The organism is Arthrobacter sp. (assembly GCF_048266065.1).
Classification (GTDB): domain Bacteria; phylum Actinomycetota; class Actinomycetes; order Actinomycetales; family Micrococcaceae; genus Arthrobacter_H.
Genome location: NZ_JBLXAH010000013.1, coordinates 1 through 15893, shown reverse-complemented (window position 1 = coordinate 15893; position 15893 = coordinate 1). Strand labels below are relative to the sequence as shown.

Here is a 15893-nt window from a genome sequence, read left to right as displayed (position 1 = left end):
CTAACGCCGGGGCACGGCCACCAGTTCGACCTCGAACCCGTCGGCGTCCTGAAGGTACGCGGCATAGTGGTCCGGACCTCCTGCATGTGGATGCCGGTCGGGAAACAGCAGCGTGAACCCGTGCCCCAGCGCGTCCCGGGTGAGGTCATCGACGTCGTCCTCGGTGCCGGCGTGGAAGGCCAGGTGGTTCAGGCCGGGGCGCCGGCGCTCGTGCGGCCCGGCCAGGACATCGGGACCGGACTCCAGCACCAGGTACTCCCCCGCCCCCTGCCAGCTCGATCCGCCGGGCCAGGTGTCGGTGCGGACGTATCCCAGTTGCCCGAAGAGCCATCCCAGGGTTCCCTGGGCCCGGTCGTGGTCGGGGACCCAGAGCTCGACGTGGTGCAGGCGGCCCTTCGGTGGTGCGGCGTTGGCGGACGCCGGCGGGTCTACATCCATTCCGGGGAACGGACCAGGATGGCCCCGGAATCCGGGCAGTAGACCACGTCGTCGGCGGCGGCGTCGCGGATCTCCGCCAGATCGCCGGGGGCCAGCTGCATGCCGGATCCCTCGGAGGTGCCGTGGAACAGGCGGGCGGCGCCGACACCGTGTTGGGCCAGGCGCTTCTCGTACAGGGCCAGCAGCGCGGCGTCGATGCGGCCGGCCAGTTCGGCACGTTCGGCCACCAGGTGCCCGCGTTCGGTGGCTAGTTCCCCACCGCGTTCGTCGCGTCCGCGTTCGAGCTGGGCGAGTTGGGCCGCTGTGCCGTCGGCGGCTGCCGTGGCGCCCTCCAGGCGGGGCATCACCTCCTCGGCGGCCTCCATCATTTCCAGTTCGGTGTTCTCCAGTTCCCCGCGCTTGAGCAGCAGTGAGTCGATCTCATGCTGCAGCGCCATCATGTCCCGCGCGGTCCCACGTCCGGCGTCGATCTGGGCGCGGTCCTTGTCGATGCGGGCCTGGACCTTCTCGACCTGCTGCTCGACCTCGGCCAGCGCCTGCTGGGCCGCAGTGGATTCGGCGGCCACCTCACGCCTGGCGTCCTCGGACTCGGCGACGGCGGCCTGCGCCGCGGCGATCTCCGGATCGGCGGCGAGTGCCTTGACGGCCCGGTCGATCTTCACGATCTTCGAGTCCAGCGCCTGCAGGTCCAAGAGCAGTATCTGCTCCGCCGGTGATGCCTTGGCCATCGGTGGTTCTCCTCGTCGTCGGTGATTTCCCAGCCTACTGTCGATCGGTGCGCTTCAGTGCCCCGGAGTCAGGATGAAGTCCCACGATCTGAAGCTCTTCTCCACAGGCATCGAGCCACGACGCACCAACCATGACGCCAACCACCGCAAAACCAGAACGGCCATTTGAGACACTAGCAATGCGGCACCGGGCATGGGTGGTGAACAGGTAGGTCGTTTTGCAGCAAGTGAACTGATGTTCAGGATGAACTGCTGCTGTCCCATCCCCCAGATTTCCTTTGATACTCCGCACGGGAACATGGCCCCGCTTCTTGATTGGGCACAAGGGGCAGGGGATTCTCCCCGTGTGGGCGGCGACACGCCGAGGGGAAGCGACACGCTAAGGGAATTCTCTGTGCACGACGAATGCACAGCCTGTGGATGATTCGAACAGACTTGCGAAAATCCGGGGCTAAATAGGGTCCGGTTCTCCACACAGGCTGTGGACTAGTCGAATGCAAATGACATGACTGTAAGACAACATCTAGGGGTCGCTTGCCCGGGATTGCACTACATGTAGGATTAAGCCACGACAAAGGCCACAGACTCCATAGTCTGAGACCGATGGAGACTGAGGCGCAATGTATGGAATTGTTTTTCCTTTGGCGGGAATGCATGCCAGCCTAATACTTAGGCTCGCAAGCACGCAATTCATACGGCGTGTCGAAGTTCCTGAATGTCTGACGCAGTAACGACAGATCGGAAGTACGACCATGGCATCACGCCGAGGAAACACCAAACAGTCATCTCCCAAGGTGACCAAGCTAGCTAGCAAGGTGCTTCGCACCCCATCATCGAGCGGTACGGCCAAGAAACTGGCTGGCAGCGTCCTGTCACAGGCCAAAAAGTGACAGGCCGCGCCGACCGTAGTTTGGCCGACCGGCCCGACCACGGAGAACGTTCTCACTTCCAAGGATCGCTGGCTGACCCTCGCGGATACTGGGCAACGTGGGACGCTCGCACTAACGAGTGGGTACGCGATAAGTAGCTAAATCGAGAGACCCCCGCCGCTCGTCGGAGTGGCGGGGGTCTTCGTCGTTTATAACGATTTCTACGGGTGTCCTACTAAAATGAAGTCCCAGGGGTCCGTGTTAATGGAACTCACACCGATCTCCACGGCGAATCCCTGGTCGACCAGCACGTTGTACAGCCCCTCGGCGGCCGCCGGCAGCCAGAGCCATTCGCCGGCGAAGTGGGAGATGTCGATGAGGTACGGCCGGTTCTCCACGGCTGCCTCACGGGCCTCGGAGGCCGGATGGTGGCGCAGGTCGGCGGTGACGAACACGTCGGCCCGCGCGGAGCGCACCGCATCGAACAGGCTGTCCCCCGCGCCGCCGCAGACGGCGACGGTGCTCACGATCCCGTCGCGGTCCCCCGCGACCCGCACCCCTCCGGCGACGGCCGGCAGGGCACCGAACACCCGGGAGGCGAAGTCGCCCAGCGACAGGGCGCTCGGCAGCGTTCCGACCCTCCCGATCCCTTCCTCGGGCAACCCTTCAGGTGCCTTGACCAGCGGGGTGACGTTGGTGAGCCCGAAGATGTCGGCCAGCACATCGGAGACGCCGCCGACTGCGGAGTCCCCGTTGGTGTGCACGGTGAGCAGGGCGCAGTGGTTTTCGATCAGTTCGTGGATGGCCTCGCCCTTGAACTGGTCGGCGGCCACGGTCTTCACCCCGCGCAGCAGCAGCGGGTGGTGGGTGATCAGCAGGTCCGCTCCCCGTTCGACGGCGTCACGGACGACCGCCAGGGTCGGATCCACGGCGAACACGACCCGCCGGATGGGCTGTTCCAGCCGGCCGGTGACCAGCCCGACGGCGTCCCAGTCCTCGGCCAGGGAGGCGGGCCAGAGTTCCTCGACGGCGACCAGGACGTCGCCCAGTGTCGGGGCGGTGGCGCCGGGTTGGGGCGTCGGCGCGATGACGGCGGAGGCGTCTGCGGCGCCCACTCCCCCGGTCTCCGGTTCCACGGCTGCAGGTTCGGCGGCCGGTTCGCCGGCCGCAGGCCCGCCGTCGGCGGTCGCCTCGGTGTCGCCCGGGCCCGCCACGGCCTGGGTGGGGACGGCATCCTGGTCGGGGGAAGCCGGTGCGGTGGTGTCCTCGTCGTTGTGCATCCTCCTACCGTAGACCGAAGCCCGTCACAACGGTGTCAAATCACCCCTCGGAACGATCCCGGGAATGAATGGGCGCCGCGGCGCATTGACCATGGATGTGAGCAGCACGTCAGCAAACCCATTGTCAGCGGTCGAACCGGACACCGCCGGTTCCACCGGATTCCCCGAGAGCGGCATCCACACGTTCATCCTGGGTGCCGGATGCTTCTGGTGCATGGACGCGGTGTACCGCAAGACCATCGGCGTTTCCTCGGTGGTCTCCGGCTACATCGGCGGCCACACACCCCAGCCGAACTACCGCGAGGTGTGCAGCGGGACCACCGGCCATGCCGAGGCGGTCGCAGTCACCTTTGATGCCGCCATCGTACCCGCCGACGTGATCCTGGATATGTTCTTCACCGGTCACGACCCCACCACGCTGAACCGGCAGGGCTACGACGTCGGCACGCAGTACCGTTCGTCCATGTTCTACACGGACGATGCACAAAAGCGTGTCTTCGAGGCGGCGCTGCGGCGCAACCAGCAGAACTGGGATGACCCGATCGTCACCGAGATCGTCCCGGCGCCGACCTTCCACGAGGCGGAGACGATCCACCAGGATTTCTACGCGCGGAACCCCTATGAGGGGTACTGCCAGGTCATCATCAACCCGAAGCTGGCCAAGGCGCGGAAATATTACTCCCGGTGGCTCACCGACTGAGGCGTGATTCCGGGCCTCGATAGGCTGGATGACGAAACATAACGGCACCTCTTCCGAAAGCAGGCAATCCATGGCACCGATCTACAACGACGTGACCGAACTGGTCGGACGTACCCCCCTGGTCCGGCTGAACCGCATGGCCGAGGGCCTCCCCGCCCAGGTGGCCGTGAAGCTGGAGTTCTACAACCCGGCCAACAGCGTCAAGGACCGCATCGGCGTGGCCATCGTCGACGCCGCGGAAAAGGCAGGGGCCCTGCGCCCGGGCGGCACCATCGTGGAGGGCACCTCGGGCAACACGGGCATCGCACTGGCGATGGTCGGTGCGGCCCGCGGCTACCGGGTCATCCTGACCATGCCGGAGACCATGTCGACCGAGCGCCGCGTCATGCTCCGGGCCTTTGGCGCCGAGATCGTGCTGACCCCCGGCTCCGAGGGCATGCGCGGGGCGGTGGAGAAGGCCAAGGACATCGTCGCGACCACCGACAACGCCATCTGGGCCCAGCAGTTCGCCAACGAGGCCAACCCCGAGATCCACCGCACCACCACCGGCCAGGAGATCTGGGACGACTCCGACGGCGCGGTGGACATCCTGGTTTCGGGCATCGGCACCGGCGGCACCATCACCGGCGCCGGCGCGCTGCTGCGCGAGAAGAAGCCAGAGGTGCAGATCGTCGCCGTCGAGCCGAAGGATTCGGCCATCCTCAATGGCGGCAACCCCGGCCCGCACAAGATCCAGGGCCTGGGAGCGAACTTCGTCCCCGAGGTGCTGGACACCAAGATCTACAACGAGGTGCTCGACGCCACGATCGAGGACTCCGTGGCCACGGCCCGCGACCTGGGCACCAAGGAAGGCATCCTCGGGGGCATCTCCTCCGGCGCAGCCGTCTGGGGCGCCCTGCAGGTCGCCGCACGCCCGGAGAACGCCGGCAAGCTCGTCGTCGCCGTTGTCCCCGACTTCGGCGAACGCTACATCTCCACCCTGCTGTACGACGACATCCGCGGCTAGCACCCCAGCCTCCGGGCCCACGACGAGCAAAGGCAACGTGTGACATTCCTATCCCGCCTCAAAGAGGACCTCGAAGGCGCCCGCGCCCATGATCCCGCGGCGCGCGGCAACACCGAGAACGCCCTGGCGTATTCGGGGCTGCACGCCATCTGGATCCACCGTTTGACGCACCGGCTCTGGCAGAACCCCGCCTACCGGTTGCCGGCGCGGCTGATCTCCCAGCTGGGGCGTTTCATCACCGGGATCGAGATCCACCCGGGAGCGACCCTGGGCCGCCGGTTCTTCATCGACCACGGTATGGGGGTGGTCATCGGGGAGACCGCCGAGATCGGCGACGACGTGATGATCTACCACGGGGTCACCCTCGGCGGTCGCTCGCTGGCCAAGGTCAAACGCCACCCGACCATTGGTGACCGGGTGGTCATCGGGGCCGGCGCGAAGGTCCTCGGGCCGATCACCATCGGTGCGGACTCGGCCATCGGCGCCAATGCGGTGGTCGTGAAGGACGCCCCGGCGGATTCGATCATCACCGGGATCCCGGCGACCAACCGGCCCCGCAAGCCCGAGGAACACAAGCCTGCCGTCGACCCGGCGGAGTACATCGACCCCGCCATGTGGATCTAGCCCCAGCACGAACCTGACGCGGGGAAGCGCGGGTGGTGCAGCAACACGCTGCACCACCCGGACTTCCGTCGTTCAAGGCTCCGGCGGGTGGGGCCGGCTCAGGCCGGGCGTTCCTCCGGGCTCACCGTCTTGGAGGGATCGCGTTCCACCGAGTCGCCCAGCGCGTCGTCGATCGCTGTCATCAATTCCGCCGGGATCTTCACCCCCGAGGCCTTGACGTTCTCGGCGACCTGCTCGGGACGTGAGGCACCGACCAGTGCCGTGGCGACGTTCGGGTTCTGCAGGACCCAGGCGATGGCCAACTGGGACATCTTCAGTCCCAGCTCATCGGCAATCGGGCGCAGTTTCTGCACGCGTTCCAGCACAGTCTCGTCCATGAAGCGTTCGATGGTGCGCTGGCCGCCCTTCTCGTCCGTGGCACGGCTTCCGGCCGGTGCGGGTTGCCCGGGCAGGTACTTGCCGGAGAGCACGCCCTGGCCCATCGGTGACCAGACGACCTGGGACAGGCCCAGCTCCTTCGACGCCGGGACGACCTGCTCCTCGATGACGCGCCACAGGGCGGAGTACTGCGGCTGGTTGGACACCAGCGAGAATCCGGCGGCCTGGGCGAGGCGCTGGCCCTCCCGCAGTTGGTCGGCCGACCATTCGGAGACGCCGATGTAGAGGGCCTTGCCGGAGCGCACGACGTCGGCGAAGGCCTGGATGGTCTCCTCCAACGGCGTCTGGTGGTCGTAGCGGTGGGCCTGGTAGAGGTCCACGTAGTCCATGCCGAGGCGGCACAGGGACCCGTTGATGCCCTCCATGATGTGCTTGCGGGACAACCCGGTGTCATTGGGGCCCTTCGGCCCGACCGGCCAGTAGACCTTGGTGAAGATCTCCAGCGATTCGCGTCGCTGGGATTTCAGTGCGGCGCCGAGGACCTCCTCGGCGGCGCCGTTGGCGTACGCATCGGCCGTGTCGAACGTGGTGATGCCAGCATCCAGGGCGGCGTTGACGCATTGGGTGGCGACGTCGTTCTCCACCTGGGATCCGTGGGTCAGCCAGTTGCCGTAGGTGATTTCGGTGATCTTGAGCCCCGAGGCTCCGAGGAATCTGTAATCCATGTCACCACCATATGCCCGGACACGGGCCGAAAAAACAGAGGACGACGACGGAACCGAAGTTCCGTCGTCGTCCTCAGTTGTGGCGGGCGGCTGGCCCGCCCGGCAAGTGGTGCCCGTTAGTGGGTGGAGACCGCCTCGATCTCCGTCTTATCCCCGCTCCACTGGGTGTGGAAGGTGCCCTCGGCGTCGACGCGGTTGTAGGTGTGGGCGCCGAAGAGGTCGCGCAGGCCCTGGGTCAGCGCTGCGGGCAGGCGCTTGCGGCGCAGTCCGTCGTAGTAGGCCAGCGAGGAGGAGAACACCGGCACCGGGATGCCCAGGGCGACGGCGGTGGCCACCACGCGGCGCCAGGCCGGCACTGCACCGGCGATCGCCTGCGCGAAGGTCGGGTCGAAGAGCAGGTTGGCCGGCTTGTCGGAGGCGGCGTATGCCTTGGTGATGTCCTTGAGCAGTTCGGCGCGGATGATGCAGCCGCCACGCCACAGCGAGGCAATCTCGTCGAGCTTGAGCTCCCAGTCGTACTCCTCCGCCGCGGCGGTGAGCATGTCCAGGCCCTGAGCGTAGGAGACCAGCTTGGAGGCGAAGAGCGCCTGCCGGACGTCCTCGACGAAGTCGTCGCCGAGGTCGACCTGCTGTTCGTGGCCGGCCAGGACGTCCTGGGCGACGGCGCGCTGGTCGCGCTGCGAGGACAGGCCGCGCGCGAAGACCGATTCGGCGATGGCCGAGGTCGGCGAGCCCAGGTCCAGGGCGGACTGCACGGTCCAGCGGCCCGTGCCCTTCTGCCCGGCGGAGTCGACGATGACGTCGACCAGCGGCTTGCCGGTCTTGGCGTCCGTGTGGCCGAGGACCTCGGCGGTGATCTCGATGAGGAACGAGGCCAGTTCGCCCTCGTTCCAGGTCGAGAAGATCTTCGCCTGGTCCGCGGGTTCGATCCCGGCGCCGGAGCGCAGCAGGTCGTAGGCCTCGCCGATGACCTGCATGTCGGCGTACTCGATGCCGTTGTGGACCATCTTCACGAAGTGGCCGGCGCCGTCGGTGCCGATCCAGGCGCAGCACGGGTCGCCGTCGACGTGGGCGGAGATCTTCTCCAGCATCGGGCCGAGGGCGTCGTAGGACTCCTTGGAGCCGCCGGGCATGATCGAGGGGCCGAGCAGGGCGCCCTCCTCGCCACCGGAGACGCCGATGCCCACGAAATGCAGGTCCTTCTCGGCGAGGGCGGCCTCGCGGCGGCGGGTGTCCTGGAAGTTGGAGTTGCCGCCGTCGATGACGATGTCGCCGGCCTCGAGCAGCGGGACGAGCTGGTCGATGACGGAGTCGACGGGGCCGCCGGCCTTGACCATGATCAGCACCCGGCGCGGGGTCTCCAGCGACGCGACGAGCTCGGCCAGGGTTTCGGTGCGGATGAATTCGCCGTCGGACCCGTGGGCCTCCAGCAGGGCGTCGGTCTTTTCGATCGAGCGGTTGTGCAGGGCGACCGTGTAGCCGTTGCGGGCGAAGTTGCGGGCGAGGTTCGCGCCCATGACCGCGAGGCCGGTGACGCCGATTTGTGCCTTCATCAGGACTCCATCTGTTCGAAACGAGATGAGCTGGTGCCCGGGCACGCAACGGTGCCGGACACGGCTCCGTGACTGCCTCCCACTCTAGTTGGCCCGGAGCCGTGCGTGCCAGCACGTGACGGAGCGGCCCGGCAACCGGGCGGGACGTGAAATCCTGCACCGCCAAACAAGCAACTTTGGTTGACGTGCCTCCGTGAAGCAACTAAAGTTGACTACATGGAGCTCAATCAGATCCCGCCACTGGGCGGAGTGGCCGATGAACTGGCAGCCGTTCCGGCGCTGCGGGCCCTGGCCGACCGGATGGAGGACGCAGCCGTGGAGCGTGCGCTCGCCGAGGGTTGGTCATGGACACAGGTCGCCGAAGCGCTGGCCGTCACCCGCCAGGCGGTCCACAAGAAGCACCAGCCCCGGCTCGCTGCGTCCGGGATACCCCTCAGGAGGAGAAATGCCTAGCACCCAGACGGCCGACGCCGCCCGACCCATCGTCATCCGCAGCATCAGCGAGGCGACCGCGCGCCGCGACCGGACGGTTGAGGCCGAACACCTGCTGCTCGCCGTCCTCCGCGACCCCTGGCTGCCGGCCACCCGGGCGCTCACCGCCGCCGGGCCCACCGCCGACTGGTGGCAGGATGCCCTGGCCGAGGAACGCCACCAGACCCTCCGGTCGGCAGGCATTGAATCGGTCGAGGAACCACGCCTTCAGTCCACGCCGTCCGGGAAGCGGCCGGCATGGGGTGCCTCGGCGCGGGAGGCCCTCAAGCGCGGGAGCCTGTACGCGGTGGACCGCGGACACCGCCATCGGATGGACGACGTCGACATGGTCCTGGGGGTGCTCGATGCCCGGATGGGCACGATCGCCCGCATCGCCGCCCGCAACGGCCTCGATGTGACAACGTTGGCGGACCGACTCCGCGCGGCCTAGCGGGATCGTCGTGGCACGGGTTCATGGGAGGCTTGACCCATGGACTTGGACATATCGCCCCAGCTGAGGATCCCCTCCTCGGAGCTGGGATGGCGGTTCTCCCGGTCCTCCGGGCCGGGCGGTCAACACGCCAATACCTCCGATAGCCGGGTGGAACTGATCTGGAACATCGCCGACTCCAAGGCCGTGTCCGACGAACAGCGCCAGCTGCTCCTGAGCCGACTGGGATCCCGCCTCACGACCGGAATCCTGGTCGTTTCCGCTTCCGAGCAGCGCTCGCAATTGCGCAACCGCGAGATCGCCCTGGACAAGCTGGCCGGAGTCATCGCGGCGGGGCTGGCCCCCGAGGGTCCCCCTCGACGGGCCACCAAGCCGACCAGGGGGTCGAAGCGACGGCGCCTGGCGGCCAAGCAACGGCGTTCCGACGTCAAGGCCCAACGACGCAGGCCGTCCGCGGAATAGCCGGCCAGCCGCCAGCGCCTGCACGATCCCACCCATTCCCGTTCCGCCCCTCAGGCGTCCGGCGCAACCCCCTGGACCAGCGGCATGAAGAGGGTGTCGACGATGTCGACGATCACCTCCTCGCGCACGGGCCCCATGTTCATGATCAATTCATGGCGAAACAGGTCGAAGGGCAGGTCGGCGACCCGCGCTGGCACCGGGCCGGTGATTTCACCGCGCTCGATGGCCCGGTCGATGATCTGGGGCATCGCACGGTCACGTCCCCCCAGGAGGCGCGCCCGCAGTCGGGCGGGCGTGGACTCGATGTCCTCGAAGTGTGTGCCCAGGATGGTGCTGAATACCGCCGCCGCGCTCTCACCCAGCCGGTTGGCCTGGCGCAGCATTTCCAGCACGTCTTCACGCAATGAGCCGGTGTCGGGGACCTTGCGGGGCTTGCCGAGGTAGCTGTGGGACACGACGGCGAGCAGCAGTGCCTCCTTGTTGGGCCAGCGCCGATAGAGGGCTGCCTTCCCGGTTTCTGCGCGCTCGGCCACCGCCTCGAACGTGAACCCGCCGTATCCACCCTCCAGCAGTTGCTGCCAGCCGGCATCGAGAATGGCCCGCTCCAGTTCCGCGCCGCGCCGCCTCGTCGTCGTCATGCCCCACCCCGTTAGATCCGCTTGCGTTCCCTAATCCTACGCGTCTAATATTGTGTACGTAGCCGTTCACTATTGGAGATCCAGATGGCACACGCGCCCAGCGCGACACCCGCCGCGACCCAGTCCACCGGCAAGCTGCTCGTGGCCCTGATCGTCGGCGGGATCACGGCCATCCTCGACACGACCATCGTGGCCATCGGGCTGCACACCTTCACCGAACAACTCCACGCCCCGATCTCCACCATCCAATGGGTCAGCACCGGCTACCTGCTGGCCCTGGCCGTCGCGTTCCCGTTCGCCAGCTGGGCCCAGGCCCGCTTCGGAGGCAAACGACTGTGGTTGTCTGCCCTCGGCTTGTTCCTGCTGGGCTCCATCTTGTGTGCCTGTGCCTGGAACGCCGGATCGCTCATCGCCTTCCGCGTCCTGCAGGGGTTGGGCGGCGGCGTCATGTTCCCGCTGATGCAGACGCTGGCCATGCAGCACATCAACCGTGACGCGATGGCCCGCACGATGGCGATCCTGTCTCTGCCCATCGCCCTGGGTCCCATCCTGGGCCCGGTACTGGGGGGATTCGTGCTGAACTGGCTGCACTGGCGCTGGTTGTTCCTCATCAATGTCCCCCTGGGCGTGGCTGGGCTCATCCTCGCCTACCTCTTCATGGCCCCGGACCATCCGCGGACCGGAAGCAAGCCACGGCTGGATGCCATCGGCGTCGTCCTGCTGGCACCGGCGTTGGCCGTATTGCTCTATGGCCTGTCCAACGTGCAGGCATCCGGCGGGTTCGGGCGGGCAGATGTGCTCGTCCCGGGCATCGGCGGTGCCGCCCTGCTGGCGGCCTTCACCCTCTGGGCCACGCGGCGTGCCGGCGCGGCGCTCGTGGACATCCGCCTGCTCGCGGTCCGCTCCGTGCGTGCCTCCTCGATCGCGTTGACCGTGTTGGGGGCAGTCCTGTTCGCGAGCACGTTCCTGCTTCCCCTCTACTTCCAGGGCCCGTTAGGCTACGGCGTGCTGGACGCGGGACTGCTGCTGATCGCCCAAGGTGTCGGCACCCTGGCGGCCCGGCTCGTCGCCGGCCGGCTGGTCGACGCGCTCGGTGCCCGGCTGGTCGCCATGGCCGGATTCCTGGTCATCGCCGCAGCGACGGTTCCCTTTGCCTTGCCCGGGACAGAATCCAACCTCTGGGCCCTCGGGGTGGCCCTGTTGGCCAGGGGGCTCGGGCTCGGCGTGGTCCTGATACCCGTCATGACCGTCGCCTATCTCGACATCACCAAGGACCAGATGGCGCACGCGTCGGCCATCACCCGGATCGCCCAGCAACTCGGAGGCGCCTTCGGGACGGCGCTCGTCGCCGTCGTGCTCACCGCAGCTGCAACGCCTGCCACTCCCGGGGCCGGGTACGCCACCGCATTCTGGTGGATGATCGGGCTCACCGTGGCCGCTGCCGTCGCCTCGATCCTGCTACCCACCCGCAGTCGTGTGTAGCAGGGACCGCTCACGCTTCGGCGCTGGCCGCCCAGACGTCTTCCCACTTGTCCGCCAGCGACTGCGCCGTCTCATGCGCGTTGAGTCCGCTGGGGTTGGGAAGCACCCAGCATTGCGTCGCCGGCGGCCAGCCGTCCGGGACGTCGGCACCTTGGAGACCCAGCGTTGCCCGGGGTCTGGCGAACGCTGCACGAAAGGCCGTCACCCCGAGGAAACCCACCGCCGTGGGGCACAGGACGCCGAGGCGCTGAACGAGGTGGGCGCCCCCGGCCCGCAACTCGTCGGCCGTCAGCTCATCTGCCCGGGCCGACGGCCTGGAGACGAGGTTGGTGATGCCGATCCCCCGTTCGGCCAGCATGCGTTCATCGGCCGCGCAGAGCCCCCGGGAGGCATCGACGGTCTGGTCCACGACGTCGGCCAGGGCCAGTGAGGTCCAGAACCGGTTGCCTGGCCTGGCAAAGGGGGCGTTCACCGCCGCCGTCCAGGGACTGGGGTTGATTCCGACGATGAGCAACCGGAGCAGGCCCGCCGATTCCCGGTCCGTCGGGAAGGGCAACACGTCGTCCCGGCCCGATCCCGCGGCGGTCGCCTGCGCCATCTCGGCCTTCGTGGGCCGGCGTCCGCCCAATGGCGACGCACTGCGCCAGGGCTTCCAGTCCGCGGGCAGCAACGTCTCCATGCCGAACAGCCTACGGTGGCCCGCCCACGGCTGGTGCGACGGCCGGTGAAACCAGAAACTGCGGCCTCCCCGGGTGGGGAGACCGCAGTCGTGGTCACGATGATTCTGGTGGGCCCTACCCAGCGATTCTCGAACTGAACACCAGCGATCAAAACGTTGATTCCCGGTGCCCTCAGGGGATCTGCGGAGCGTAGGTCGCGCGGGTGGATGAGAGATACGATGTGCAGGGTCCGGTAGCGAAGAATTCAGTTCGGTCTCAAACACGATTGACGCCCCGTGCCAGCCAGAGTCGCACATGGTAGGATGGTGTCAATCGTTCAGCCCGTCCAGCCTCGCTGGTGCGGGCTGGATCTCATTTAACCAGGAGGTCACGCCGGGGTGGCGCAGCCTGTCAAGCCTTTCGCAACCATCGATGAGCAGATCGATGTCCTCATCACGCGCGGGCTTGTGCTTGACCGGAAAGCCGCAGCACAGTGGTTGAAAAGCGTCGGCTACTACCGTCTGAGCGGCTATTGGTATCCGTACCGTCAGTCTGCCGCAGCCGAGGCTGCTCGACGTGACGAGTTCATCGAAGGCGCGGACTTTGAGGATGTGGTGCGTCTCTACGAGTTCGACAGGAAACTGCGCACGCTCATCCACGACGGGATCGAGCGGGTCGAGGTCGCTCTACGTAGCCATGTCAGCTACGTCCTCGGATCCCAAGGCCCGCTTGCTTATCGCAACGCGGCAACATTCCGGCCGACATTCGATCACGCAGCATGGTTGGCGACGGCGCGAGTGCGTGCGGATCGTGCGCGCCGGCACAGTCAGCCGATGCGGCACTACGAAGAAAAATACCGCGGAGAGCTGCCGATCTGGGTCCTCACCGAAGTGCTTGACTTCGCCGACGTTTCCCGACTCTACGAAGCGCTCTTCGTGAGAGACCAGTGGGCGGTCGCCGAATGCCTCGGCATGATGATCGATGACTCCGCCCTCAGTGCGAATCAGCGCAGTAAGGCAAGGAAGGCTCATCCATTGGCGCGTTGGCTCGAACAACTGACCATCGTGCGGAACACCTGCGCGCATCATTCGCGGCTGTGGAATCGCTCGTTCGCGCCGGTCAGCACTGCCGGATTGCGGACCATCCGTGACCTGCGTACCTTGCCGGAGGGACAGAGCGAACGCCTCTACGGTGCGCTGGCCGTCATGGGCCATCTGCTCCAAGGGACCTCGCCCGGGACTACGTGGATGACAAAGGTTCGTCTGCTGGTCGAGGATTCCTTCGAAGGCATCGAGTTTCGAAATGTCACCGAGATGGGCTTCCCCGAGGCGTGGCGGGCCGAGCCGCTGTGGGGCCATCCTCTGCCCCTCGGGAAGAGGAGTCGATGATCATCGGTGCAGCTGAAGGCGACGCACAAGAGCATCGTGATGAACTCCCCATGAGTTCACAACCACCGCAGCTTCACGCCCAGGGACACACCGCGAACGTCTCGGCGATGGTCGTGGTCTACGCGAACTCGAAACGGCTCGTTCACAGCGGCTGTTCTGGGCGAAGCACCGAGCCTTCTTGCCGCCGGTTTGAGCGTTCGCGAGATCGGAGGCCGCCTGGGCGTTGTCGACATGACCCTGCCCCGCGCGATCCAGCGATCAGCTACCGCACCGCGTAAAAAAGTGTCGGATCAAGCGTCTTACTACATTCCATCTTGCCTGGAATGGAGATTCTCTGTGGGCCCTACCGGGATCGAACCGATGACATTCACGGTGTAAACGTGACGCTCTACCAGCTGAGCTAAAGGCCCTTGCGGGGATTGAGCCTACCGGTTCCTGGCCCTGGGCACCAACTCGTAGTGGGCAAACCGGCGACTGGCAGTCGTCGCTGGACACCGAATGCGGGCCAGACTAGTTGCGCGGCAGATTCACGGCGTCAAGGTAGTCCTGCTCGTTCCGCGCCTGCCCGACGTCGCTGCTGAAGTGATGCACGACCTGGCCGTCGACGAGCAGGAACGTTGAGCGCAGGGCCCGACCCTGTTCCTGGTCGAAACATCCGAAGGCGCGGGCCGTTGCCCCATGCGGCCAGAAGTCGGCCAGCAGGTCGAAGCCGAGCCCCTGTTCGTCCGCGTAGGCCCGCAGGGCGTACTTGTGGTCGACCGACACGGCATGAACGTGGACTCCGGCCTGGTCCAACGTGGGACGCAGACGTTCCAGGGCCGCCAGTTCGGCGGTGCACACCCGGGAGAACGCAAAGGGATAGAACACCAGGAAATGGCGCCCCGACCCCAGGTCCGCCGAGGACACCGTTTCACCGAACTGGTTCTGCAGCGAAAACCCGGGAACTGGAGCACCCACCAGCGGGTGGGCCGCTGGGTCCATCTAGTTCTTGCGCCGGGCCACGAGGCGCGTCGCTGTCCAATCGGTGGAGGCCCCCTCGGTGCTGGTCACATGCAGACCAGCCGTGGGTGCGGCTTCCTGGATCTCTGCCGGGGAGACATATCCGTCCCGCCCCGACTTGGGAGTCATCAACCAGATGACGCCTCCCTCATCGAGAGTGGTCAGCGAATCAACGAGCTCGTCCACGAGATCGCCTTCACCGTCCCGCCACCACAAGAGGATCCCATCGACGACTTCGTGGTCGTCTTCGGCCAGCAGGTCACTGCCGGTCACTTCTTCCAACGCATCACGGAGATTGTCATCAACGTCGTCGTCGTAGCCCAGCTCCTGGATCAGGTCTCCATCCTTGAAGCCCATTTTTTCCACAGCCGCGGTATTGGCCGCTCCGGCGTCGCTCACGTTTCTCCTCCTACTAGTGGTTGATACACACCACAAGCCAACACCTTTAAACCCATCCCATCAAGCGCGCACCCCACTGACACGCCGCAAACACCGTTTCCGGGCCTGCATTCGGCACCTCCACCACCGATCCGGGTGGACACGCGGCACCGGCCCACGCTGCGAGACTCCGGCGTAACCAACGTCACCCGGGTGGTTCCCGGCTACGCATCACGGGACAAAGACAACTACAGTGGTCGGGATGGACCGCAAGCCCACCCGGCATGCGTTCATCGCCAGGCGGTTTTGCCGCCGCGACGACACCCGGTCCAACAACGGGAGCGTCGCATTCCCCACGCTGTAACCCGTAACGAGGAGAAGTTGGACGTGGCTGAAGAGGAACACATTTCCCACATTCGCAGTGGTTTGACCAGCCAACTGCCGGACCGTGATCCGGAGGAAACCGCCGAATGGATTGAATCCTTCGACGACCTGGTCGAAACACAGGGCACGGAACGTGCCCAGTTCATTGTCCGCTCCCTCCTGCAGCGTGCGGGTGCCAAGAGCGTCGGTGTTCCCATGGTGACGACCACCGATTATGTGAATACGATTCCGGTGGACCAGGAACCCGAATTCCCCGGCAACGAGGACATCGAACGCCGCT

Annotated in this window: 17 protein-coding genes, 1 tRNA gene and 1 pseudogene; 9 read left to right on the top strand and 10 right to left on the bottom strand. The window is 66.4% G+C overall.

Annotated features, from left to right (window positions below; translation table 11 throughout):
* The 3 genes from ACN0TP_RS16790 to ACN0TP_RS16780 form a co-directional block, all read right to left on the bottom strand.
* Positions 1-438 (bottom strand): VOC family protein, encoded by a 438-nt coding sequence (locus ACN0TP_RS16790; RefSeq protein ID WP_417220861.1) that lies wholly within the window; start codon positions 436-438, stop codon positions 1-3.
* Positions 429-1166: a zinc ribbon domain-containing protein gene (locus ACN0TP_RS16785; protein WP_417220859.1), complete on the bottom strand. Its 738-nt coding sequence runs from the start codon at positions 1164-1166 to the stop codon at positions 429-431. Before ACN0TP_RS16785 ends, ACN0TP_RS16790 begins: the two co-directional genes overlap by 10 nt.
* 1090 nt (positions 1167-2256) lie before the next feature.
* A complete protein-coding gene (locus ACN0TP_RS16780) occupies positions 2257-3315 on the bottom strand; it encodes a Nif3-like dinuclear metal center hexameric protein (RefSeq protein ID WP_417220857.1) in 1059 nt (352 codons plus the stop codon).
* Between the two features lie 175 nt (positions 3316-3490).
* On the opposite strand from ACN0TP_RS16780, the gene msrA reads away from it, so the two are divergent.
* From msrA to epsC, 3 genes are all read left to right on the top strand, one after another.
* Positions 3491-4015 carry a peptide-methionine (S)-S-oxide reductase MsrA gene (gene msrA / locus ACN0TP_RS16775; RefSeq protein WP_417220946.1) on the top strand — a complete coding sequence of 175 codons (525 nt, stop codon included), beginning with the start codon at positions 3491-3493 and terminating at the stop codon, positions 4013-4015.
* Between the two features lie 70 nt (positions 4016-4085).
* A complete protein-coding gene (cysK, locus tag ACN0TP_RS16770; protein WP_417220855.1) occupies positions 4086-5021 on the top strand; it encodes a cysteine synthase A in 936 nt (311 codons plus the stop codon).
* A 39-nt stretch (positions 5022-5060) separates the two neighbouring features.
* Positions 5061-5645: a serine O-acetyltransferase EpsC gene (gene epsC, locus ACN0TP_RS16765; RefSeq protein ID WP_417220852.1), complete on the top strand. Its 585-nt coding sequence runs from the start codon at positions 5061-5063 to the stop codon at positions 5643-5645.
* A 98-nt stretch (positions 5646-5743) separates the two neighbouring features.
* On the opposite strand, the gene ACN0TP_RS16760 is transcribed toward epsC, so the two are convergent.
* A complete protein-coding gene (locus tag ACN0TP_RS16760) occupies positions 5744-6748 on the bottom strand; it encodes an aldo/keto reductase family protein (RefSeq protein ID WP_417220849.1) in 1005 nt (334 codons plus the stop codon).
* Positions 6749-6864: 116 nt separating this feature from the next.
* Positions 6865-8301, bottom strand: a complete 1437-nt coding sequence (gene gndA, locus ACN0TP_RS16755; RefSeq protein ID WP_417220847.1) for an NADP-dependent phosphogluconate dehydrogenase — start codon at positions 8299-8301, stop codon at positions 6865-6867.
* 216 nt (positions 8302-8517) lie between these two features.
* Here gndA and ACN0TP_RS16750 point away from each other — a divergent pair, with 216 nt between their 5' ends.
* Genes ACN0TP_RS16750 through arfB form a run of 3 tightly spaced genes read left to right on the top strand, consistent with a single transcriptional unit; the run spans position 8518 to position 9685 of the window.
* Positions 8518-8754 (top strand): hypothetical protein, encoded by a 237-nt coding sequence (locus ACN0TP_RS16750; protein WP_417220845.1) that lies wholly within the window; start codon positions 8518-8520, stop codon positions 8752-8754.
* Complete coding sequence (locus tag ACN0TP_RS16745; protein ID WP_417220843.1) at positions 8747-9223, top strand: Clp protease N-terminal domain-containing protein; 477 nt, start codon at positions 8747-8749, stop codon at positions 9221-9223. Before ACN0TP_RS16750 ends, ACN0TP_RS16745 begins: the two co-directional genes overlap by 8 nt.
* A 39-nt stretch (positions 9224-9262) precedes the next feature.
* Complete coding sequence (arfB, locus tag ACN0TP_RS16740) at positions 9263-9685, top strand: alternative ribosome rescue aminoacyl-tRNA hydrolase ArfB (protein ID WP_417220841.1); 423 nt, start codon at positions 9263-9265, stop codon at positions 9683-9685.
* A 50-nt stretch (positions 9686-9735) separates the two neighbouring features.
* Here the strand turns inward: arfB and ACN0TP_RS16735 are convergent, their stop codons facing one another.
* A complete protein-coding gene (locus ACN0TP_RS16735; RefSeq protein WP_417220838.1) occupies positions 9736-10323 on the bottom strand; it encodes a TetR/AcrR family transcriptional regulator in 588 nt (195 codons plus the stop codon).
* Between the two features lie 84 nt (positions 10324-10407).
* On the opposite strand from ACN0TP_RS16735, the gene ACN0TP_RS16730 reads away from it, so the two are divergent.
* Positions 10408-11805, top strand: a complete 1398-nt coding sequence (locus ACN0TP_RS16730) for an MDR family MFS transporter (protein ID WP_417220836.1) — start codon at positions 10408-10410, stop codon at positions 11803-11805.
* 10 nt (positions 11806-11815) lie between these two features.
* On the opposite strand, the gene ACN0TP_RS16725 is transcribed toward ACN0TP_RS16730, so the two are convergent.
* Positions 11816-12484 (bottom strand): mismatch-specific DNA-glycosylase, encoded by a 669-nt coding sequence (locus tag ACN0TP_RS16725; RefSeq protein WP_417220834.1) that lies wholly within the window; start codon positions 12482-12484, stop codon positions 11816-11818.
* A gap of 378 nt (positions 12485-12862) precedes the next feature.
* Between ACN0TP_RS16725 and ACN0TP_RS16720 the strand changes: the two genes are divergently transcribed.
* Positions 12863-13852, top strand: a complete 990-nt coding sequence (locus tag ACN0TP_RS16720) for an Abi family protein (RefSeq protein WP_417220832.1) — start codon at positions 12863-12865, stop codon at positions 13850-13852.
* 337 nt (positions 13853-14189) lie between these two features.
* Here the strand turns inward: ACN0TP_RS16720 and ACN0TP_RS16715 are convergent.
* The 3 genes from ACN0TP_RS16715 to ACN0TP_RS16705 form a co-directional block, all read right to left on the bottom strand.
* A tRNA-Val gene (locus ACN0TP_RS16715) sits at positions 14190-14262 on the bottom strand.
* Between the two features lie 100 nt (positions 14263-14362).
* The gene (locus ACN0TP_RS16710) at positions 14363-14833 is read right to left on the bottom strand and encodes a redoxin domain-containing protein (RefSeq protein ID WP_417220830.1); all 471 of its coding nucleotides are present in this window, start codon (positions 14831-14833) and stop codon (positions 14363-14365) included.
* The gene (locus ACN0TP_RS16705) at positions 14834-15250 is read right to left on the bottom strand and encodes a DUF3052 domain-containing protein (RefSeq protein ID WP_417220828.1); all 417 of its coding nucleotides are present in this window, start codon (positions 15248-15250) and stop codon (positions 14834-14836) included. It lies immediately after the preceding gene.
* A 360-nt stretch (positions 15251-15610) separates the two neighbouring features.
* Here ACN0TP_RS16705 and ACN0TP_RS16700 point away from each other — a divergent pair.
* Positions 15611-15893: pseudogene (locus ACN0TP_RS16700) on the top strand (pyruvate dehydrogenase (acetyl-transferring), homodimeric type); the annotation flags it as partial.

Excerpts from the sequence above, each read along its gene's own strand:
- ACN0TP_RS16790 (WP_417220861.1), bottom strand. The coding sequence starts at position 438 with ATGGATGTAGACCCGCCGGCGTCCGCCAACGCCGCACCACCGAAGGGC.
- ACN0TP_RS16785 (WP_417220859.1), bottom strand. The coding sequence starts at position 1,166 with ATGGCCAAGGCATCACCGGCGGAGCAGATACTGCTCTTGGACCTGCAG.
- ACN0TP_RS16780 (WP_417220857.1), bottom strand. The coding sequence starts at position 3,315 with ATGCACAACGACGAGGACACCACCGCACCGGCTTCCCCCGACCAGGAT.
- cysK (WP_417220855.1), top strand. The coding sequence starts at position 4,086 with ATGGCACCGATCTACAACGACGTGACCGAACTGGTCGGACGTACCCCC.
- ACN0TP_RS16760 (WP_417220849.1), bottom strand. The coding sequence starts at position 6,748 with ATGGATTACAGATTCCTCGGAGCCTCGGGGCTCAAGATCACCGAAATC.
- gndA (WP_417220847.1), bottom strand. The coding sequence starts at position 8,301 with ATGAAGGCACAAATCGGCGTCACCGGCCTCGCGGTCATGGGCGCGAAC.
- ACN0TP_RS16750 (WP_417220845.1), top strand. The coding sequence starts at position 8,518 with ATGGAGCTCAATCAGATCCCGCCACTGGGCGGAGTGGCCGATGAACTG.
- ACN0TP_RS16745 (WP_417220843.1), top strand. The coding sequence starts at position 8,747 with ATGCCTAGCACCCAGACGGCCGACGCCGCCCGACCCATCGTCATCCGC.
- arfB (WP_417220841.1), top strand. The coding sequence starts at position 9,263 with ATGGACTTGGACATATCGCCCCAGCTGAGGATCCCCTCCTCGGAGCTG.
- ACN0TP_RS16735 (WP_417220838.1), bottom strand. The coding sequence starts at position 10,323 with ATGACGACGACGAGGCGGCGCGGCGCGGAACTGGAGCGGGCCATTCTC.
- ACN0TP_RS16730 (WP_417220836.1), top strand. The coding sequence starts at position 10,408 with ATGGCACACGCGCCCAGCGCGACACCCGCCGCGACCCAGTCCACCGGC.
- ACN0TP_RS16725 (WP_417220834.1), bottom strand. The coding sequence starts at position 12,484 with ATGGAGACGTTGCTGCCCGCGGACTGGAAGCCCTGGCGCAGTGCGTCG.
- ACN0TP_RS16710 (WP_417220830.1), bottom strand. The coding sequence starts at position 14,833 with ATGGACCCAGCGGCCCACCCGCTGGTGGGTGCTCCAGTTCCCGGGTTT.